Below are 19,492 nucleotides of genomic sequence, written 5' to 3'. Positions count from 1 at the left end.
TGACACCGTCGTCGACTGAAGCGGACGCGCTACTGCTTGACCGCACCGAGCATCACGCCCGACACGAAGTAGCGCTGGATGAAGGGGTAGACAGCCACGATGGGCAGCACCGTGAGCACCATCGTCACAGCCTTGATGTTCGCCGAGATGGCCACCGCGTTGGTCTCGACGGCGCCGACCGAGGTCGCCGAGGTGGCGCCGGCGATCATGTTCCGCAGGTACACCGTCACCGGGAACAGGTCGGCCCGGTCGAGGTAGAGGAACGCCTGGAACCACGAGTTCCAGTTCGCCACCGCGTAGAACAGGATCATCGTCGCCAGCACGGCCTTCGACAGCGGCAGCACGATCCGCAGGAGGATGCCGTAGGTGTTCAGGCCGTCGATCGCGGCGGCCTCCTCCAGTTCCGCCGGCAGGCTCTCGAAGAACGCCTTCATCACCAGCAGGTTGAACACGCTGATCGCGTTCGGCAGCACGATCGCCCAGATCGTGTTGGTCATCCCGAGCCCGTTCACCAGCACGTAGTTCGGGATCAGACCGCCGTTGAAGAACATCGTGAACACCGCGATGCCGACGAGCAGGCCGCGGCCCTTGAGCCGGTGCTTGGACAGCACGTACGCGTAGATCGTGGTGAGCACGATCGAGATCGCGGTGGCCGTCACCGTGTAGACGACGGTGTTGAGGTAGCTGTTCCAGAACGCCGAGTCGGACGCCACGAGCTTGTAGGTGTCGAGGTTGAACCCGCGCGGCACCAGGTTGACCTGGCCGGTGCGGATGTAGAGCTCGCTGCTGAACGACTGCGCGACGATGTTGACGAACGGGTACAGCGTCACGGCCACCACGCCGAGCAGCACGACCACGTTGACCACGCGGAAGACCCGGTAGCCGCGCGAGTCGTCCAGCGAGGTGCGGCGGGCGCCGACGGGCTTGTCGATCCGCTCCATCAGGAGCGTCGGGTCGGTGGTCACCACAGGCTCGTCCCCACTGCTCGGCGCGAGATCGCGTTGGCGGACAGGACCAGCGTCAGCCCGATGATCGACTCGAACAGGCCGATCGCGGCGGCGTAGCTGAAGTTGTTGGACACCAGGCCGACCCGGTAGAGGTAGGTCGAGACGACGTCCGCGGTGGGGTAGGTCAGCGGGTTGTACAGCAGCAGGACCTTCTCGAACCCGACCGCCATGAAGGTGCCGATGTTGAGGATCATCAACGTCACCATCGTCGGGCGGATGCCGGGCAGCGTCACGTGCCAGGTCTGCTGCCACCGGTTCGCGCCGTCGATCCGGGCCGCCTCGTAGAGCTGCGAGTCGATCGTCGTCAACGCGGCCAGGTAGAGGATCGTGCCCCAGCCGACGGTCTGCCAGACCTCGGAGGAGACGTAGATCGAGCGGAACCAGCTCGGGTCCTGGATGAACGAGACCGCTTCGCCGCCGAACGCGCGCACGATCTGGTTGACCGTGCCCTCCAGCGAGACCAGCTGCATGACCATGCCGGCCACGATCACGATGGACAGGAAGTGCGGCAGGTAGGACACCGTCTGCACGAACCGCTTGAAGTAGCGCGAGCGGACCTCGTTGAGCAGCAGCGCGAGCAGGATCGGCAGCGGGAAGGTGAACAGCAGCGAAAGCGCGCCGAGCACCATCGTGTTGCCGAAGACCTCCCAGAAGTTCGGGTCGTTGATGAACAGCTTGACGTACCGCAGGCCGACCCACTGCTCGCCGTAGATGCTGCCGCCCGGCACGAACTTGCGGAACGCGATCACGTTGCCGAGCATCGGGGCGTAGCGGAAGACCAGGAAGAACAGCAGCGGGACGATGACGAGCGTGTAGAGCTGCCAATCCCGCTTCCACGCCTTGCGCCACGTGGTCCGGTACCGGGGCGACTTCGCCGCCTTCGGCGGTTTCCCGGGCCGGTCCGGCGCGGCTTCGGCCGCCGGTTCGCTGAGCTGGGTGGTCATGCCCGCTCCACCTCCTCGTGGGCCACCGACGCGGCGGTGAGCCAACGCCGCGTGTGGTCGACTTCTCGCGGCGGCCCGACGAGCCGCAGGTCCACCGCCTCGTGCACGTCCGCGCTCGACCGGGACACGCGCAGCTGCACGGCGCCCGGTTCCACCACCCGTCGCCCGGCCAGGCCGGTGAACGACGTGACGTCGGCCGGGACGCGGAACGTGACGCGTGCCGACGCGCCGCCGTCCAGCTCCACGCGCGCGTAGCCGACGAGCCGCACGACTGGGCGGGTCACCTGCGCGACCGGGTCGTGCAGGTAGAGCTGCACCACGTCCGCGCCGGGACGGGCGCCGGGGTTGCGCACGTCCAGTTCCAGCTCCACCTCGCCGTCGGTGGTCCACGGCTGTCCGCCGGACACCACCCGCACGGCCGACCAGGTGAACGTGTCGTAGCCCAGGCCGTGGCCGAACGGGAAGGCGTGCGTCGGGTCCACGTTGGACACTTCGGTGCGCAGGCCGAGGGGTGCGGACAGGTAGGTGCCGGGCTGGCCGGCCGGGTCGGCGGGGATGCCGACGGGCAGCCGACCCGAGGGCGCGACCGCGCCGGTCAGCACGTCCGCGACGGCCCGGCCGCCGAGCTGGCCCGGGAAGAAGGTCTGCACGACGGCCGTCGCGCCGTCGGCCAGGTCGCCGATCGCGTACGGCCGTCCCGTGATCAGCAGCAGCACGACCGGCGTGCCGGTGGCGAGGACCGCGCGGACCAGGTCCGCCTGCGCGCCCGGCAGGCGCAGGTCGGTCGCGTCGCACCCCTCGCCCGACGTGCCGCGCCCGAACAGGCCCGCCAGGTCGCCGACGGCGACCACGCAGACGTCCGCCGCGGTGGCCGCGGCCACCGCGGCCGCGATGTCGTCGGCGTCGGGCTCGGCGGAGACCTCGCAGCCCTTCGCGTGGGTCACCGTCCCGTCCACGGCGTCGCGCAGCGCGGAGAGCACGGTCGGGATCTCCAGGCCCAGCCCGGCGTCCGGGTGGTGCACGCCGATGTGCGCCGGGAACGAGTAGCAGCCCAGCATCGCCATCGGGTCGTCCGCCAGGGGGCCGACGACGGCGAGTTCCCAGCCCGGGCGCAACGGCAGCACGCCGTCGTTGGCCAGCAGCACCACGGACTCCCGTGCCAGGCGGAGCGCGACGTCCTGTGCCGCGGGCGAGTCCAACCGCAGGTCGTCGACGCGGTCGGGCAGCGGCGACCAGTCCGGGTCGAGCAGGCCGAGTTCGGCCTTCTGGCGGAGCACCCGGCGCAACGCCCGGTCGACCAGCGCCCCGTCGACGTCGCCGCGCTCGACCGCCTCGCGCAGCGGCGCGCCGTAGCAGCGGACGGTCGGCAGCTCCACGTCCACCCCGGCGGTCAGCGCCAGTGCGGCGGCGTGCGCCTCGTCCTCGGCGACTCCGTGCAGGGTCTGCAGGAACTTGATCGCGAAGTAGTCCGCGACCACCGTGCCGTCGAAGCCCCAGGTGTCGCGCAGCAGCGTGGTGAGCAGGCCGGCGTCCGCGGCGGACGGCACGCCGTCGATCTCGGTGTAGGACTGCATGACCGACCGCACGCCGCCGTCGCGGACGGCCATCTCGAACGGCGGCAGGACCACGTCGGCGAACTCGCGCGGTCCGATGGCCACCGGGGCGAGGTTGCGCCCGGCGCGGGAGGCCGAGTAGCCGGCGAAGTGCTTGAGCGTGGCGACGACCCCGGACCGCTCCAGGCCGCGCACGTACGCCGTGCCCACCGTGCCGACGAGGTACGGGTCTTCGCCGATGGTCTCTTCGGTGCGGCCCCAGCGGTAGTCGCGCGTGACGTCGAGGACCGGCGCCAACCCCTGGTGCACGCCCGCCGCGCGCATCGAACGGCCGATCAGACCGGACATCTCGGCGACCAGGTCCGGGTCGAACGACGCGCCCCAGGCCAGGGGCGCGGGGTAGGCGGTGGCCTGCCAGGCGGCGAAACCGGTGAGGCACTCCTCGTGCACCAGCGCCGGGATGCCGAACCGGTTGGCTTCGGCCACCTGGCGCTGCGACGCGGCGAGCGAACGGGCGCCCGCGACCGGGTCGACGGGCCTGGTGCCGAACGGGCGGGTGAGCTGGCCGAGGCCGGCGGAGATGACGTCGTCCCAGATCACCGGGTCGTCGGTCAGGTCGTGCTGGTGCGGTGCGACGCCCGCGCCGGAGGGGTCGGCGCCGACCCAGACACCGACGAGCTGGGCGAGCTTCTCCTCCAGCGTCATCGCGCCCACGAGCGCTTCGACCCGCTCCGCGACGGGCCGGGTGACGTCCCGCCACACCGCGCCCGGTCGGTCGGCGGCAGTCGGACCGGCATCGCCGACCGGCGTTGCCGCGACCTCCGTCGTCCTGTTCATCATCGACCAGGTACCCCCGCTCACGTCCTCGTGAAGGCCGAAACTATCGAAGTAACTTCCGACACGCCGATCCGGTGTGGAGACCGTAGGAGGATCTCCGCACGACGTCAACAGTCCGTGTCCTTCCTGTGTCTTCGCAGTTCACAGGTATGAACAGGGCCCGGAAAGCGGCCAGAAAACCGCAGAGATGAACGCTGTGAGCTGCCATGCTGGAGAAGGAAAGGTCGAACCTTTACGCTCGGCCGTCGAAACTTTAGATCGGTGTTCGGGGCACCTGCCGGACGCGAACAGGGGGCAGCATGAGTTCGTCGACCGAGCGGGACGCCGGCGCGGTGCCGGAGAAGACCGTGAAGGGCGCGGCGTCGATCTCGTCCATCGCGGCCGAGGCCGGCGTGTCGATCCCGACCGTCTCGAAGGTCCTCAACGGACGCCCGGACGTCGCCCCGGACACGCGCGCCCGCGTCGAGAGCATCATCGAGCAGCACCGGTACCGACGACGGCGGTCACGCCAGTCGTCCCGGCCCGCGCTCATCGACCTCGTCTTCCACGAGATGCACTCGGCGTGGTCGACCGAGATCATCCGCGGCGTGGAGCTGGCCGCGGCGAACGAGCGCGCCGCCGTGGTGCTGTCGGAACTCGGCGGGGAGCACCGGCCGCGCCGCGAGTGGTTCGACGACCTGCTGGCCCGCCGGCCGCTCGGGGTGATCCTGGTGCTGGCCGGGCTGGACGCCGAGCAGCGCCGTCAGCTCACCACGCGCAACATCCCGTTCGTGTTCGTGGACACCGCCGGCGAACCGCCGCCCGGCGTGCCGACGGTGGGTTCGGCGAACTGGGCGGGCGGCCTGGCCGCGACCCGGCACCTGCTCGCGCTCGGGCACCGCCGGATCGCCGTCATCTCGGGGCCGACGACCATGCTGTGCAGCCGGGCCCGGGTGGACGGCTACCGCAGTGCGCTGGAGGACGCGAACGTCGTCGTGGACCCCGACTTCGTGCGCTACGGCGACTTCTACGTCCAGGGCGGTTACGGCCACGGCATGGAGCTGCTCGGCCTGCCCGACCCGCCGACCGCGATCTTCGCCGGCTCCGACTTCCAGGCGCTGGGCGTCATGCGTGCCGCCCGTGAGCTCGGACTGTCCATTCCGGACGACCTGTCGATCGTCGGCTACGACGACCTCTCGGTCAGCGAGTGGATCGGTCCCCAACTGACCACCGTGCGCCAACCGCTGCGCGAGATGGCGACCACCGCGGCGCAGATGGTGTTCAGCCTGGCGCGCGGCGAGCGCCCGCCGAACGAGCGCATAGACCTCGCCACCGAACTGGTGGTGCGGGAAAGCACCTGCCCACCACGCTCGCCCTAGCTCACCGGCCGTCGCGGTCGGCCGCGGAGCCGACCGGTTGATCGCCCAGGCTGTTGGTGGTTCCTCGGCGTGCCGGTGGCCGGACGACGGGGCGGGTCGGCTCCGCGACAGAGGCGTCGCGAAGCCGACCCGCCGGGAAGTCCGTGGTCAGCAGCGCACGCCGCTGCCGCCGTCCTTCAGCAGGTCGTCACGGACCCAACCGGCGACATCGGTGCGGTCGTTGCGCAGGTAGGTCCAGGTGTAGTTGTCGTTGCCGTACGTGAAGCAGTGGTAGTCCAGCCGGTCGGAGGTCTGCACTGTGCCCAGGGCGGCGCACGACGTGGACGACCCGCTGCGCTGCTTGGCCGCGGTTCTCGCGGTGGCCAGCCACGGGCTGGAGTCCTTGTCGGGCGCGGTGGTCCCGCACGACGCATGTGCCGCGCCGACCTCGTTGCCGGGCTTGGCCGAAGCGGCCCCGGCCGGTAGCGCGAACATCGTCGCCAGGGCGGCGGCGGTACCGGTGACGGCGAGCAGGCGTGTTCGAGCAGACATGGTTGTGCCCCCTTGATCACAGAACCAGGAGCCGGCATGGGCGACGGACATCCGCGTTGAAAGTCGACGCGATGTGGACTCCCCCGAGTCCCCCCTGGTGACAGGAGAACATCTCCCGCACTACAAGCATTACACGAAAACTTCCCACCGATCGGTAGGTTTGCCCTGATCAGCATGGAAATGCCGTCTGATTGAGCCGATCGGACTGCTCGTCGTCGTATGTCCGGCGGCGTCTTCGGGGAGATTCCTCTCGACCTCGGACTGGCCGACTTGCCGCGGGTGAGACCACACCGCACACGGGGCCGTGAAGCCCGGCCCGGTGGTGGCGCGGGGAGTCCGTCGGCCTGAACGGACCGTTCGCCTACCTGACAACGGTCCCGGTGAGGTGCGGTCTCAGCGCAGCGGGGTGTGCGCCGGGTCCACCCGTTCGCCGTCGCGGACCGGGCCCGGTGGTGTGCCGTCGCCGAAGGGGCGACCGCCGAGCGCCTCCCGCCCGTGCGGGGTGACCCAGCCGGACAGGTCCGGCCCGGCGGGCACGATGCCGCTCGGGTTGATGTCCTTGTGCACGACGTAGTAGTGCTGCTTGATCTGGGTGAAGTCGACCGTGTCGCCGAACCCGGGCGTCTGGAACAGGTCGCGGGCGTAGGCCCACAACGCCGGCATCTCGGCCAGCTTGTTCCGGTTGCACTTGAAGTGGCCGTGGTAGACCGGGTCGAAGCGCACGAGCGTGGTGAACAGGCGCACGTCGGCCTCGGTGATGGTGTCGCCGACGAGGTAGCGCCGGTCGCGCAGGCGGTCCTCCAGCCAGTCGAGCGCGGTCCACAGGCGGGCGTACGCGTCGTCGTAGGCCTCCTGCTTGCCCGCGAACCCGCACCGGTAGACGCCGTTGTTGACCTCGGTGAAGACCCGTTCGTTCACCGCGTCGACCTCGTCGCGGTGCCGTTGCGGCCACAGGTCGGGCGCACCCTCCCGGTGGTGGTCGCGCCACTGCGTGGACAGGTCCAGCGTGATCTGTGCGAAGTCGTTGGTCACCACGGCGCCCGTGGTCGTGTCGACGATGGCCGGCACCGTGATGCCGCGCGGGTACTCGGGGTCGCGCTTGAAGTAGGCCTCCTGGATCCGCTCGATGCCCAGCACGGGATCCCGCCCGCCGGGGTCGAGGTCGAACGTCCAGGACCGCTCGTCGTGCGTGGGTCCGGGCAACCCGAGCGAGATCGCGTCCTCCAGCCCCAGCAACCGGCGCACGATGATCGACCGGTTGGCCCAGGGGCAGGCCCGGGCCGCCACCAACCGGTACCGGCCCGCCTCGACCGGGAACCCGTCCCGCCCGTCCACCGTGATCCGCGTGGTGATGTACCGCGTGTCGCGGGTGTACTCCTTGCCCTTCACCGAGTACATCCCGCCCCGTTGGTGCTCGGGGTTCCCACTGCCGACCGCGGCCGCCGAAGTCTCACTCACGCCCGTGAGCCTACGTCGCCCCACGCGCCGGGGCCTCTCGTCCGCGGAGCCGCCCGGACAGGGCGCGGGGCTTGTCACGGGGCGGGTGGCACGATCGGCGCGTGCGGTTCTGGCAGGCTGCCGCACAGGCGCCGCACGGCGCGACGCGGTGGAGGGATGGGGAGACGTGAGCGCTGGAGACCGCCGCTGGACCGATCGCGGTGAGGCCATCGGGCACGGAGTGACCTGGCTGGCGCGGTGGAGCACGCGCCTGGCGCTGGTCGCGGTCGGCTTCGTGCTGCTGTGGATGCTCATCGGCAGGCTGTGGGTCGTGGTCATGCCGGTGCTGCTGGGCCTGCTGATCACGACCGTGCTGTGGCCGCCCGCCCGCTGGCTGCGCCGGCGCGGTGTGCCCGCCGCCCTGGCCGCGACGACCGTGCTGCTGGTCGGGCTGGCCGTGCTCGGCGGCGTGCTGGCGCTGATCTCGTCCTCGATCGCCTCCGGCGTGCCCGAGATCGCCGACAGCGCCACCCGCGCCCTCCAGCAGGCCCGGGAGTGGATGGCGGGTCCGCCGCTCAACCTCGGCAAGAGCCAGCTCGACCAGCTGCTCCAGCAGGGCATCGACCAGCTCCAGTCCAGCGTCGGCTCGATCGCGAACGGTCTGATCACCGGGGTGGGCACGGTGACCTCGGGCATCGTCACCGGCATCGTGGCCCTGCTGCTGGCGTTCCTGTTCGTCAAGGACGGGCCGCGGTTCACGCCGTGGCTGCGCGGCGTGATCGGCGAGCGCGCCGGCGGCCACGTGACGATCGTGCTGGACCGGATCTGGACCACGCTGGGCGACTTCATCCGCACGCAGGCGGTCGTGAGCCTGGTGGACGCGGTGCTGATCGGCCTCGGCCTGGTCGTGCTGGGCGTGCCGCTGGCCGTCCCGCTGGCCGCGTTGACGTTCCTGGGTGGTTTCGTACCGATCGTCGGCGCGTTCATCGCGGGCGCCCTGGCCGTCCTCGTCGCCCTGGTGAGCAACGGCCCGACCACGGCGCTGATCATGCTGGTGATCGTGGTCGTGGTGCAGCAGGTCGAGGGCAACGTGCTCCAGCCGGTGCTCCAGTCGCGGAGCCTGCGCCTGCACGCCGCCGTCGTGCTGCTGGCCGTGACCGCGGGCAGCACCCTCTACGGCATCGCGGGCGCGTTCCTCGCCGTGCCGGTCGTCGCGGCCGCCGCGGTCGTGCTGCGGTACCTGGGCGAGGTCATCGACGAGCGGTCCGCGTCGCAACCCGCCGCACCGGACCACCCGGACGAACCGGATCGCACCACCGGCGACGAGGTCCGGTGAACCGAAGTGTCGCGTGGGGTGGTGTCCAGGAAGTGAGAGCGTTCCCAGAATGGGGGACGCCCGGGCCCACCCCACGTGATCAGCATCGCTGACCGCGACGCCCCGATCACGGCCGGCGATCGGATCACCGGATGAATCGGTTTCTTCACGAAACCCGTGGTTATCATGCGGAGATGCTCCGACGCACTTACGACGACCAGGTCTGCTCCGTCGCACGCACACTTGAGGTCGTCGGTGAGCGCTGGACGCTGCTGATCGTGCGGGACGCCCTCTCCGGCGTCACCCGGTTCGACGGGTTCCTCAACCGGATGCCGATCGCGCGCAACGTGCTCAGCGACCGCCTCAACGGCTTGGTCGAGTACGGCGTGCTGGAACGCGTGCCCTACCAGGACCGGCCCCCGCGCCACGAGTACCGGCTCACCGCCAGGGGGCGCGAGCTGACGCCGGTGATCCTGGCGCTCACGGCCTGGGGCGACCGCCACCTGCCGACGCCCACCGGTCCGCCGAGCGTGGCCGAGCACGCGGGCTGCGGCGGGACCGTGCGCACCCGGATGGTCTGCGACTGCTGCGAGCAGGAGGTCGCGCCCGGCACCGTGGTCAGGCGGTCAAACGACGCTGCCACCACACCAGGACAGGCCCGACGATGAGCTCGATGGCGAGCAGCACCAGCATCAACGGGTGCGGCTGACCGACGGTCAGCCACGACACGAGCCGCGCCAGCCCGCCGACGAACACGGCCGCGCCGACGAACCGCAGCACGGTGGTGGCCTCGCGGACGCGGGGCACCACCGACAGCAGCGCCACGCCGATCGCGAGCCACATCGCGGAGAAGAACCGGTAGTTGCTGTCCAGGGTGGGCCCGGGCTCGGGGCTGCCCGGCAGCAGCACGGACGGTCCGAGCACGACTTCGAGCAACCCGGTGACCGCGGCGAACAGCCCGAGCACCGCGACCACCGCTTGGAACGCCTTCACTGCGACCCCCGTCGTCCGAGCGCGCCGACCTCCGCCGATCCCAACCGGTCCGCCGGTGGCGGCGGACGTCGTGCGGCAGAAGGAGGTCCTGCGTCACGATCAAGCTCCCCGGCCCGACGGTACCACCGGGTAACTTCGGGGGGCTCGGCGTGGAGGCCGGTGCGGCTCAGCTCGCGGCCGGGGGAACCGAGGTCGGGGTCGGTTCGAAGGAGGCGAGCATCCGTTCCAGGGCGGCCTGGTCCGGGCCGACGAACGCGTCCGCCGAGGGTGCTTCGGAGAGCGTCCGCAGGAGCTCCTCCGTGCGGTCCACCGCCGGCGGCAGGTGGGCGCTGAGGATGAGTTCCGGGTTCAGGGCGTGCAGCGGGGCGATCGTGTCGAGGTAGCGGTTCCGGTCGACCGAGTGCACCCACGGGCTGTCCACCGCGGCCCACAGGAGCTGCCCGGCGCGGAGGTCGGCGGACGGGACGGCGGCGACGTCGTCGGCGAGGGCGCTCTCGACGGTGGCCACGGGGGCGCCGAAGCAGTCGGAGCTGAACAGGGCGCCGCTGCGGTCGTCGTGGAACCCGACGGTGGCGGGGCTGTCGTACAGCGGCGGGCGGAGCGCGGTCAGCCGCCGGTCGCCCACGTCGATGGACTGGCCCGGGTTGAGCAGGTACACGCGGTCGAGCGGCAGGGGGCGTTCGGTGGACATGATGCCCGCGCCGATGAAGGTCGTGATCACTCGTGCCCTGGGCGCGGCGGTGAGCAGGTCGAACAGGCCGCCGGTGTGGTCGCGGTCGGGGTGGGTGAGCCAGATCCACTCGACGTCGGCGGGATCGATGACGGCACTGATCGTGTCCACGAAACGGCGGTTCGGCAGGCTCAGGCCCGTGTCGACGACGACGGGTTGGCGCGCGTGCAGCACGAAGGCGTTGACGGTGAGGAACCCCATTCCGGGCACCTCGACCTGATCTGCGATGACGCTGATGTCGCGCCGGACTCTGTTGATGTTCATCGGGTGTCCAATCCCCGAGGTGCGGTGAGCCGTCGAGGATATGTCCGGGTCGTGCGGAGCGCCGGACGGGTCAGCGCACGCCGCGCGGGCGGAACTGGACGCTGATGCGCGGGCCGACGGCCCCGGTCGCCTTGGGCACGGCGTGCTCCCACGTCCGCTGGCACGACCCGCCCATCACGATCAGGTCGCCGTGGCCCAGCGCGTACCGCACGGTGGCGCCGCCACCACGCGGGCGCAAGGCCAACGCGCGCGGCGTGCCGACGGACACGATCGCCACCATCGTGTCCTCAGTGGAACCGCGCCCGATCGTGTCGCCGTGCCAGGCCACGGAGTCGCGCCCGTCGCGGTAGTAGCACAGGCCGGCGGTGCGGAACGGCTCGCCGAGCTCGTCGGCGTACCAGGCGCTCAGCTCGGCTCGCGCCAGCGTCAGCACGGGGTGGGGGAGTGGCACGTGCTCGTCGTAGAAGCAGAGCAGGCGCGGGACGTCGACCACGCGCTCGTACATCTGCCTGCGCTCGGCCCGCCAGGGCACCTCGTCGGCCAGGCCCCGGAACAGCGCGTCCGCGCCGGTCAACCAGCCGGGGAGGACGTCGACCCAGGCGCCGTCACCCAGCGCGGTCCGCCGCACACCGGTCAGCGTGCGCAGCCCCGGCGCCTCGGCACCGTCGTCGAACAGCGACACCTGCATGGCAGCAGCATAACGTGAGGTCGAACAAACGTTCGAACCCCAATGAGCTCTATAGCTTCAGTGTTAACTGAAAAATTTAGGCATCCGGTTCGGGCTTGCGACGCCGGCCACCGGTGCGAACCGGCTTGGAGGCGTCGTCGGCCGGCTCGGTCTGCTGCTTCCCGGCGGCCGCGTCCGCGGTGCCGGGGTGGTCGGCGAGCAGGATGGCGGCCAGCTCGTCGTAGATAGGTGTGCTGCTCATGGAAGATCCTCTACCCCGTTTGGACGGAAGTTACACGTGTGCTCTAGGACACTTACGGCCAGGGTTGCGAAAACGATCGATGTGCGACCGAATGGGTCCGATTCGTCCCGGTTCGCCACGCCGTGGTGACCCGGCGCACAACTCGCTAGTACTTCCGATAGACGGATGTCCTAGTAATCTGGAGGCAGTTCCACGCTGCCGAAGGAGCCAGTCGTGACCGCTGCCCCGCTGCACACCCCGCTGCACCCGGTCCGCTTCGTGACGGCGGCCAGCCTGTTCGACGGGCACGATGCCGCGATCAACATCATGCGCCGGATCCTGCAGTCCCAGGGCGCCGAGGTGGTGCACCTGGGCCACAACCGGTCGGTGCGCGAGGTCGTCGCCGCGGCCGTGCAGGAGGACGTGCAGGGCATCGCGATCAGCGCCTACCAGGGTGGGCACGTCGAGTACTTCAGCTACCTGGTCGAGCTGCTGGCCGAGCGCGGCGCGGAGCACATCAAGGTCTTCGGCGGCGGTGGCGGCGTCATCGTGCCCGAGGAGATCGAGCTGCTGCACTCGCGCGGCGTGGCCCGCATCTTCTCCCCGGCCGATGGCCAGGAGCTCGGCCTCGCCCGCATGATCAACACCATGGTGGAGGCGTGCGACCACCCGCTGGCCGAGCGCCCGCCGTCGTCCTGGGACGGCCTGTTCACCGGCAGCGAGGACGTGCTGGCCCGGGCGATCACGTTCATCGAGGCGGGTGCGCTGCCGGGGGACGTGCGCGACCGGATGGCGCGTGCGGCGGCGGAGCGCCCGGTGCCGGTGCTGGGCATCACGGGCACGGGCGGTTCGGGCAAGTCGTCGTTGACCGACGAGCTGGTGCGCCGGTTCCGGCTGGACCAGCAGGACAAGCTGCGGGTGGCGGTGCTGGCGGTCGACCCGACCCGCCGTCGTGGCGGCGGTGCGCTGCTCGGCGACCGGATCCGGATGAACTGCCTGGACGGCGACCGGGTGTTCTTCCGCTCGCTGGCGACCCGGCGGGCGGGTTCGGAGGTGCCCGACGGCCTGGCCGACGCGATCGTGGCGTGCAAGGCGGCCGGGTTCGACCTGATCGTGGTGGAGACGCCGGGCATCGGCCAGGGCGACGCGGCGATCGTGCCGTTCGTGGACCTCTCGCTGTACGTGATGACGCCGGAGTTCGGCGCCGCGTCGCAGCTGGAGAAGATCGACATGCTGGACTTCGCCGACGCGGTGGCGATCAACAAGTTCGAGCGCCGCGGCGCGGAGGACGCGCGTCGGGACGTGGCGCGGCAGCTGGTGCGCAACCGGGAGGCGTTCGGGGTGTCGTGGGAGGACATGCCGGTCTTCGGCACGTCCGCGGCGACGTTCAACGACGACGGCGTGACCGCGTTGTACCAGCACCTGCGCGGCGAGCTGGGGCAGCGGGGGCTGGACGTGGCCGAGGGCGCGTTGCCGGTCGTGTCGGGCAAGGTCTCCACGTCGGCGGCGACGGTGGTGCCCGCGACGCGGGTGCGGTACCTGGCCGAGATCGCCGAGACGGTGCGGGGCTACCACCGCGCCACCGAGACGCACGTGGACGCGGTGCGGCGGGTGGCGCACCTGGCCGCGGCGCGGGCGGAGCTGGAGGCGGCCGGGCACGACACGGCGGCGATCTCGGCGCTGCTGGAGTCGGCGCGCGGGCAGGTCGACGCGGTGTCGGCGGAGCTGCTGGCGTCGTGGCCGCGGGTGGTGGACGCCTACAGCGGTGACGAGATGGTCGTGCGGGTGCGGGACAAGGAGATCCACACCAAGCTGACCCGGGAGACGTTGTCCGGCAACAAGGTCCGGCGGGTGTCGTTGCCCCGCTACGAGGACGACGGCACGTTGTTGCGGTTCCTGCGCAAGGAGAACCTGCCCGGTCACTTCCCCTACACGGCGGGGGTGTTCCCGTTCAAGCGCGACGGTGAGGACCCGGCGCGGATGTTCGCGGGCGAGGGTGACGCGTTCCGCACGAACCGCCGGTTCAAGTACCTGTCGAAGGGGTCGGAGGCGACCCGGCTGTCGACCGCGTTCGACTCGGTGACGTTGTACGGGCGCGACCCGGACACCCCGCCGGACGTCTACGGCAAGATCGGCACGTCGGGTGTGTCGATCGCGTCGCTGGACGACATGAAGGCGCTCTACGCCGGGTTCGACCTGACCTCGCCGTCCACGTCGGTGTCGATGACGATCAACGGGCCGGCGCCGACGATCCTGGCGTTCTTCCTCAACACCGTGGTCGACCAGCAGGTCGACAAGTTCCGCGCCGAGCACGGGCGGGAGCCCTCCGGGCAGGAGGCGGCGGAACTGGAGGCGTGGGCGCTGTCGACGGTGCGCGGCACCGTGCAGGCGGACATCCTCAAGGAGGACCAGGGGCAGAACACCTGCATCTTCTCCACCGAGTTCTCGTTGCGGATGATGGCCGACATCCAGGAGTGGTTCATCCGGCGGAAGGTGCGCAACTTCTACTCGGTGTCCATCTCGGGCTACCACATCGCCGAGGCGGGGGCGAACCCGATCAGCCAGCTCGCGTTCACGCTGGCGAACGGGTTCACCTACGTGGAGTCGTACCTGGCGCGGGGCATGGCGGTCGACGACTTCGCGCCGAACCTGTCGTTCTTCTTCTCCAACGGGATGGACGCCGAGTACAGCGTGATCGGCCGGGTGGCGCGGCGGATCTGGGCGGTCGCGATGCGCGAGCGGTACGGGGCGAACGAGCGGTCGCAGAAGTTCAAGTACCACGTGCAGACGTCCGGTCGGTCGTTGCACGCGCAGGAGATGGACTTCAACGACATCCGGACGACGTTGCAGGCGCTGTGCGCGTTGTACGACAACACGAACTCGTTGCACACCAACGCCTACGACGAGGCGATCACGACACCGACGGAGTCGTCGGTGCGCCGGGCGATGGCGATCCAGCTGATCATCAACAAGGAGTGGGGCCTGTCGGCGAACGAGAACCCGTTGCAGGGCTCGTTCGTGATCGAGGAGCTGACCGACCTGGTCGAGGAGGCGGTGCTGGCGGAGTTCGACCGGCTCTCCGAGCGCGGCGGTGTGCTGGGTGCGATGGAGACCGGCTACCAGCGGGGCCGGATCCAGGACGAGTCGATGCTGTACGAGCAGCGCAAGCACGACGGTTCGCTGCCGTTGATCGGGGTGAACACGTTCCTGCCGGAGGACGGCGAGCGGGAGCACGTGACCATCGAGCTGGCGCGGGCGACGGAGGACGAGAAGCGGTCGCAGGTGGAGCGGACGCGGGCGTTCGCGGTGGCGCACGCGGACGAGGCGGAGCCCGCGCTGCGGCGGTTGAAGGAGGCGGCGGCGTCGGGTGAGAACGTGTTCGCGGTGCTGATGGACGCGGCGCGGGTGTGCACGCTGGGGCAGATCACCGAGGCGTTCTTCGAGGTGGGCGGCCAGTACCGGCGCAACGTCTGATCGGTCGGCCGGCCCGTCGGCCCGTTGCCGCGCGGCGGATTCGCGGTACTACCCTTTCGATCACAGATCGGGGAGGGGGAGCATGACGGATCCGCTCGCGCTCTCGGTGCTCGGCGCCGCGGCGCTGACCGAGGGCATCAAGTTCCTGTACGGCCAGGCGACGGAGCTGCTGAGGCGGCGCCGGGAGCGCCGGGACGAGGCGGCCGAGGCCGGTGCCGTGGAGGTCGAGCCGGTGGACGTGCCCGAGCTGGAGGGCGAGCTGCGGTTGCCGCTGCGCGCCGACGGCGCGGTGCTGGACCGGGTCGAGCCCGACCTGCGGGAGCTGCGTCGCAAGTTGCAGGACTACGCCGACGGGGTGGAGCCGATCGCCTCCGACGACCGGGACCTGCTGGAGTCGGCCGACGCGGTGCGCGGGCTGCTGGAGGCGGTCTACGGGCAGCGCATCACGTTCCGCGGCGAGCGGCGGGCGTCCTCCGGCCCGGTGGTCGAGGGCGAGATCGACGTGGACGTGGTGGCCGGGTACGCGGCGGCGGTCCGGGCGCGTGCGATCACGGGCGGCGCCACCGTGCGCGCGTCCGTGCGCGCCAACGAGGTGGCCGAGGGCGCCGAGGTCGTCGGTGTGGACGTGGATCGGATCGGCGGGTGACCGACCCGGCTTTACACCGCCTCACCGAGGCCGAGCTGCTCTTCGAGCACGTGGTCGAGGAGCACCTGGCGCGGGGTTTCGTCGAGCGCGCCTGGCTGCTCGACCGGATCGAGCGGCACTTCCGGGATCCGGGCTGCCGGTTCGTGCTGCTGCTGGGTGGGCCGGGCACGGGCAAGAGCACGGTCCTGGCGTGGCTCGCGCGGCGGTTCGGCGTGTCGCCCCGGTACTTCCTGGGCAAGTTGGGCGGCGGGTCGTCGGTGGGTGGCGACGCGAAGTCGTTGCTGATCCGGCTGGGCAACCAGCTCGCCGCGCTCCGGCCCGGAGTGATGGGCGCCGACCTGGACGTGCGGGTCGAGCAGACGGTGGGGGAGGTGCGGGGACGGGCGGTCGGCGTGCGCGTCGACGTGCTGCGGGTGTCGCCGTTCCGGCACACGGCGATGCAGGTCGCGCAGCGGGCCGACGTCGTGACGGGCGAGGTCGTCGGCGTCGAGGTGGGTCTGGTGGTGTCGGAGACCAGGCTGCTCCAGGTGCCCGACCTGCACGAGTTCGCGCTGCTCGAACCGGCCCGCCGGTTGGCCGAGGACGAGCCGGACGCCTTGGTCGTCGTGCTGGTCGACGCGTTGGACGAGCTGCGGTTCCGGGCGACCGGTGCGGACACCGCCGACGTGCTGGACTGGCTGGCCGAGGTGCCGGAACTGCCGGCCAACGTGCGGGTGGTGGCGTCCGCGCGGCCCGACGACCACCTGCTCGAACGGTTCCGGCACGGTCAGGGGAGCTGGATCCGCGAGGTGGCGATCGAGGCCGCGGCCGAGGAGGTCCGGCGGGACCTGTTCGAGCACGCCCGGGGACTGCTCGCGGATCCGGTGGTGGCGGGGCTGCCGGTGGTGCGCGCGACCGGTGTGGACCGGCTCGCCCGCCGCATCTCCGACCGGGCCGACGGGAACTTCCTGTACCTGGCGCTGTGGGGCGCGGCGCTGCGGGAGGCGGCCGAGGCGGGTGACGGTGCCAGGGCGGCCGCGTTGGCGGACTTCGAGGTGCTGCCCACCGGGCTGGACGGGTTCTACGAGTACCTGCTGGTGCTGGTCCTGCACGCGGTCGAGCGGCGTGAGGCGCCGGCCGGGCTGCGGTACTGGGACGAGGTGTGCCGGCCGCTCCTGGACGTGCTGGCGGTGGCCCGCGCCCCGCTGCCGCGCGCCGCGCTGTTCGCCCTCGCCGGGCTGTCGGGCCGCAAGCGGGAGGCGGTCCGGGCGGTGGACCACCTCGGGCAGCTGCTCACCGCGGACGCCGCCGGGCTGCGGCTGTGCCACCTGAGCTTCGCGGAGTTCCTGACTTCGGCCGAAGATCGACGGGTGGTGGATCATTGGCACGTGGACGCCGACGAGAACCACTACCTGATCGCGGAGCGGCTGATCGACCGCTGGGGGTCCGACTGGGCCGCCTGCACGGACGACTACGCCCTCGACCACACCGTGGCCCACCTGGTCTCCGGTATCCGGGCCGGCGGGTCGCCCGAGGTGCGGGCCGACTGCGTCCGGGCGCTGACCGCGCTGCTCGCGGCGCCGGACCACGGCCTGGCCAAGGCACGGCGGCGTGGCGTGGACCCGGTGCTCGACGACTACGTCGACGCCTACGCGGCGCTGGACGGTGCGGCCACACCGGCCGGTTCGGCGATCGCCGGCGGGCTGAGCGGCGTGGTGGCCCGACTGGTGGACGAAGGCGTGCCGGACCTGGCCGACGTGCTGCACGCGGTGCTCGGGTACCGGCCGGTCGCGGCCGGGCTGAACCGGGAGGTGCTGGCCAGGCTCACCGACCCGGAGTACCTGGCGGACGCGGTCGCGGACGAACCGCGCCGGTCGATCGCGCTGCTCGCGTTCTCCCACGGCCAGGCGACCAGGCTGCGCCGCACCGGCGTGCCCGCGGACCTCGAAGAAGCGCGACGACTGCTGCTCGACGCGGTGGCGGCGGTGGAGGACATCGACCGGATCACCTCGACGCGGCAGCGGGCGGTGCTCTACTACGAGCTGGGCTACCTCGAATTCCTGCACGGCGAGCACGAGCAGGCGGCGTCGTGGTTCGCGCGGTCCGTCGAGGCGGCGGAGCAGGCCGACGACAGGGTCGGCGCGGCCTTCACCCGGCTGGTCGCGATGCGGGTGGCGCTGCTCAGCGGCACCGTGGAGCCGGAGGGCTACCGCGCCGCGCACGAGGAGGCGCTGGCGTTGTTCTCCGGCGGTGAGGTGTCCAGCCCGCACCTGTCGCGCTGGACGACCTCGGCGCACGCGCAGCTGCTGGACCTGGCCCTGTTCACCGAGGACCGGGACGGGGTCGTCGAGCGGCTCGGCACGCTGGTCGAGGACCGGTGGTACCGCGACAGCGGTCGGTCCGACCTGCTGGACAGGTACCGCGCCCGTGCGGCGGTGGTGACGGGGGAGTGGCAGACCGCGGTGGAGCTGTTCGCCGAGGTGCTGGCGGACGAGTTGGGCGACCCGCCCGCGCACCGCGAGGAACTGGCCCGCGACCTGTTCTACTACGGCCGCGCGTTGGCCGGGCTCGGTGACCGCGACGGTGCGCGCCGGCTGTGGGAGCTGGCGTTGCGCTGCCCGGACAACGCGGCCAACTGGCCGTGGAAGCCGCGGGTGGAGGAGGTCCTGCGCCGGCTCGACGCCTGATCGGGTTGACCGGGCCGCGTGCGGGCACCCCGCCGCCGTGAACTCGCTGTTCTTCGTCGGCAACGCGACGACGGTGCTGCGGCTGGGACCGTTCACGCTGCTGACCGACCCCAACTTCCTGCACCGCGGGCAGTGGACGCACATCGGGCAGGGCGTCCTGGCCCGGCGGGTCAAGGACCCGGCCCTCGGGATCGGCGACCTGCCGCCGTTGGACGCGGTGGTGCTGTCGCACTTCCACGGCGACCACTTCGACCGCGTCGCCGCCCGCGGGCTGGACCGCGACCTGCCGATCCTGACCACCCCGCACGCCGCGCGCAGGCTGGCGCGGCGCGGGTTCCGCGAGCCGGTGGCGCTGTCCACGTGGGCCGACCTGAGCCTGGACAAGGCCGGCGCGAGGCTCACCGTGACGTCGCTGCCCGGTCGGCACGGGCGCGGGCGGGTGGCCCGGCTGCTGCCGCCGGTCATGGGCAGCATGGTCGAGTACCGGGCCACGCCCGCCGCCGAGCCCCTGCGCCTGTACGTCAGCGGCGACACGCTGGTGCACGACGACCTGCGTGAGATCCGCGAGCGGTACCCGTCGATCGACGTCGCGGTGCTGCACCTGGGTGGCACCAGGGTGCTCGGCGTGCTGCTCACCATGGACGCCGAGCAGGGCGTGGACCTGCTGGAACTGCTCCGGCCGCGGCAGGCCGTGCCGGTGCACTTCGACGACTACAGCGTGATGAAGTCGCCGCTGTCGGACTTCGTCGCCGCGGTCGGGCGCCGCGAGCCGCCGACCGCGGTCACCTACCTCGACCGCGGCCAGACGTTGACGCTGCCGGGGTGACGG

Annotated in this window: 16 protein-coding genes; 7 read left to right on the top strand and 9 right to left on the bottom strand. The window is 71.4% G+C overall.

Translation table 11 applies throughout. The features are described 5' to 3' along the window. Positions 1–29: 29 nt before the first annotated feature. From AB0K14_RS33845 to AB0K14_RS33835, 3 genes are read right to left on the bottom strand one after another with little or no spacing between them, the layout of a single operon-like run. Positions 30–965, bottom strand: coding sequence for a carbohydrate ABC transporter permease (locus AB0K14_RS33845; protein WP_360463817.1), 936 nt, complete (start codon positions 963–965; stop codon positions 30–32). Next, positions 962–1,951, bottom strand: coding sequence for an ABC transporter permease subunit (locus AB0K14_RS33840; RefSeq protein WP_360463820.1), 990 nt, complete (start codon positions 1,949–1,951; stop codon positions 962–964). The genes AB0K14_RS33845 and AB0K14_RS33840 overlap by 4 nt, the downstream gene beginning before the upstream one ends. Continuing rightward, positions 1,948–4,341, bottom strand: a complete 2,394-nt coding sequence (locus AB0K14_RS33835; RefSeq protein WP_360463823.1) for a glycoside hydrolase family 3 N-terminal domain-containing protein — start codon at positions 4,339–4,341, stop codon at positions 1,948–1,950. The genes AB0K14_RS33840 and AB0K14_RS33835 overlap by 4 nt, the downstream gene beginning before the upstream one ends. A gap of 299 nt (positions 4,342–4,640) precedes the next feature. Here AB0K14_RS33835 and AB0K14_RS33830 point away from each other — a divergent pair, with 299 nt between their 5' ends. Beyond that, the gene (locus tag AB0K14_RS33830) at positions 4,641–5,699 is read left to right on the top strand and encodes a LacI family DNA-binding transcriptional regulator (RefSeq protein ID WP_360463826.1); all 1,059 of its coding nucleotides are present in this window, start codon (positions 4,641–4,643) and stop codon (positions 5,697–5,699) included. A gap of 147 nt (positions 5,700–5,846) precedes the next feature. On the opposite strand, the gene AB0K14_RS33825 is transcribed toward AB0K14_RS33830, so the two are convergent. Together AB0K14_RS33825 and AB0K14_RS33820 are read right to left on the bottom strand one after the other, a co-directional pair. Next, positions 5,847–6,230, bottom strand: coding sequence for an SH3 domain-containing protein (locus AB0K14_RS33825; protein WP_360463829.1), 384 nt, complete (start codon positions 6,228–6,230; stop codon positions 5,847–5,849). A gap of 393 nt (positions 6,231–6,623) precedes the next feature. Continuing rightward, positions 6,624–7,628, bottom strand: a complete 1,005-nt coding sequence (locus AB0K14_RS33820) for a glutathione S-transferase C-terminal domain-containing protein (protein WP_360463898.1) — start codon at positions 7,626–7,628, stop codon at positions 6,624–6,626. A gap of 226 nt (positions 7,629–7,854) precedes the next feature. Between AB0K14_RS33820 and AB0K14_RS33815 the strand changes: the two genes are divergently transcribed. Continuing rightward, entirely contained in the window at positions 7,855–9,003 is a 1,149-nt protein-coding gene (locus AB0K14_RS33815; protein ID WP_360463831.1) for an AI-2E family transporter, read from the top strand. A 173-nt stretch (positions 9,004–9,176) separates the two neighbouring features. Then, on the top strand, positions 9,177–9,650 hold the full coding sequence (locus AB0K14_RS33810) for a helix-turn-helix domain-containing protein (RefSeq protein WP_360463834.1): 474 nt from the start codon (positions 9,177–9,179) through the stop codon (positions 9,648–9,650). On the opposite strand, the gene AB0K14_RS33805 is transcribed toward AB0K14_RS33810, so the two are convergent. The 4 genes from AB0K14_RS33805 to AB0K14_RS33790 all read right to left on the bottom strand — a co-directional run bounded on the left by AB0K14_RS33805 (position 9,601) and on the right by AB0K14_RS33790 (position 11,898). Continuing rightward, a complete protein-coding gene (locus tag AB0K14_RS33805) occupies positions 9,601–9,975 on the bottom strand; it encodes a DUF4345 domain-containing protein (protein WP_360463837.1) in 375 nt (124 codons plus the stop codon). The genes AB0K14_RS33810 and AB0K14_RS33805 overlap by 50 nt on opposite strands. Positions 9,976–10,141: 166 nt before the next feature. Then, a complete protein-coding gene (locus AB0K14_RS33800; RefSeq protein ID WP_360463840.1) occupies positions 10,142–10,969 on the bottom strand; it encodes an MBL fold metallo-hydrolase in 828 nt (275 codons plus the stop codon). Positions 10,970–11,039: 70 nt separating this feature from the next. After that, complete coding sequence (locus AB0K14_RS33795; RefSeq protein ID WP_360463843.1) at positions 11,040–11,657, bottom strand: alpha-ketoglutarate-dependent dioxygenase AlkB; 618 nt, start codon at positions 11,655–11,657, stop codon at positions 11,040–11,042. 76 nt (positions 11,658–11,733) lie between these two features. Next, on the bottom strand, positions 11,734–11,898 hold the full coding sequence (locus AB0K14_RS33790; protein ID WP_360463846.1) for a hypothetical protein: 165 nt from the start codon (positions 11,896–11,898) through the stop codon (positions 11,734–11,736). Positions 11,899–12,111: 213 nt separating this feature from the next. Between AB0K14_RS33790 and icmF the strand changes: the two genes are divergently transcribed. From icmF to AB0K14_RS33770, 4 genes are all read left to right on the top strand, one after another. Then, entirely contained in the window at positions 12,112–15,351 is a 3,240-nt protein-coding gene (gene icmF, locus AB0K14_RS33785; protein WP_360463849.1) for a fused isobutyryl-CoA mutase/GTPase IcmF, read from the top strand. 82 nt (positions 15,352–15,433) lie between these two features. Next, positions 15,434–15,997: a hypothetical protein gene (locus tag AB0K14_RS33780; protein WP_360463852.1), complete on the top strand. Its 564-nt coding sequence runs from the start codon at positions 15,434–15,436 to the stop codon at positions 15,995–15,997. Further along, positions 15,994–18,663 (top strand): hypothetical protein, encoded by a 2,670-nt coding sequence (locus AB0K14_RS33775; protein ID WP_360463855.1) that lies wholly within the window; start codon positions 15,994–15,996, stop codon positions 18,661–18,663. Before AB0K14_RS33780 ends, AB0K14_RS33775 begins: the two co-directional genes overlap by 4 nt. A 37-nt stretch (positions 18,664–18,700) precedes the next feature. Then, positions 18,701–19,489 carry an MBL fold metallo-hydrolase gene (locus AB0K14_RS33770; RefSeq protein WP_360463858.1) on the top strand — a complete coding sequence of 263 codons (789 nt, stop codon included), beginning with the start codon at positions 18,701–18,703 and terminating at the stop codon, positions 19,487–19,489. The last annotated feature ends 3 nt before the right edge of the window (positions 19,490–19,492 follow it).

This window comes from Actinosynnema sp. NPDC050801 (genome assembly GCF_040673975.1).
Taxonomy (GTDB): Bacteria; Actinomycetota; Actinomycetes; order Mycobacteriales; family Pseudonocardiaceae; genus Actinosynnema.
Note: the sequence above shows the minus strand (reverse complement) of the source record. Positions and strands in the feature narration are given on the sequence as shown.

Bases quoted from the DNA above. Each gene is read 5' to 3' on its own strand.
- AB0K14_RS33840 (WP_360463820.1), bottom strand. From the start codon at position 1,951: ATGACCACCCAGCTCAGCGAACCGGCGGCCGAAGCCGCGCCGGACCGG.
- AB0K14_RS33835 (WP_360463823.1), bottom strand. From the start codon at position 4,341: ATGAACAGGACGACGGAGGTCGCGGCAACGCCGGTCGGCGATGCCGGT.
- AB0K14_RS33830 (WP_360463826.1), top strand. From the start codon at position 4,641: ATGAGTTCGTCGACCGAGCGGGACGCCGGCGCGGTGCCGGAGAAGACC.
- AB0K14_RS33825 (WP_360463829.1), bottom strand. From the start codon at position 6,230: ATGTCTGCTCGAACACGCCTGCTCGCCGTCACCGGTACCGCCGCCGCC.
- AB0K14_RS33820 (WP_360463898.1), bottom strand. From the start codon at position 7,628: ATGTACTCGGTGAAGGGCAAGGAGTACACCCGCGACACGCGGTACATC.
- AB0K14_RS33810 (WP_360463834.1), top strand. From the start codon at position 9,177: ATGCTCCGACGCACTTACGACGACCAGGTCTGCTCCGTCGCACGCACA.
- AB0K14_RS33800 (WP_360463840.1), bottom strand. From the start codon at position 10,969: ATGAACATCAACAGAGTCCGGCGCGACATCAGCGTCATCGCAGATCAG.
- AB0K14_RS33795 (WP_360463843.1), bottom strand. From the start codon at position 11,657: ATGCAGGTGTCGCTGTTCGACGACGGTGCCGAGGCGCCGGGGCTGCGC.
- AB0K14_RS33790 (WP_360463846.1), bottom strand. From the start codon at position 11,898: ATGAGCAGCACACCTATCTACGACGAGCTGGCCGCCATCCTGCTCGCC.
- AB0K14_RS33780 (WP_360463852.1), top strand. From the start codon at position 15,434: ATGACGGATCCGCTCGCGCTCTCGGTGCTCGGCGCCGCGGCGCTGACC.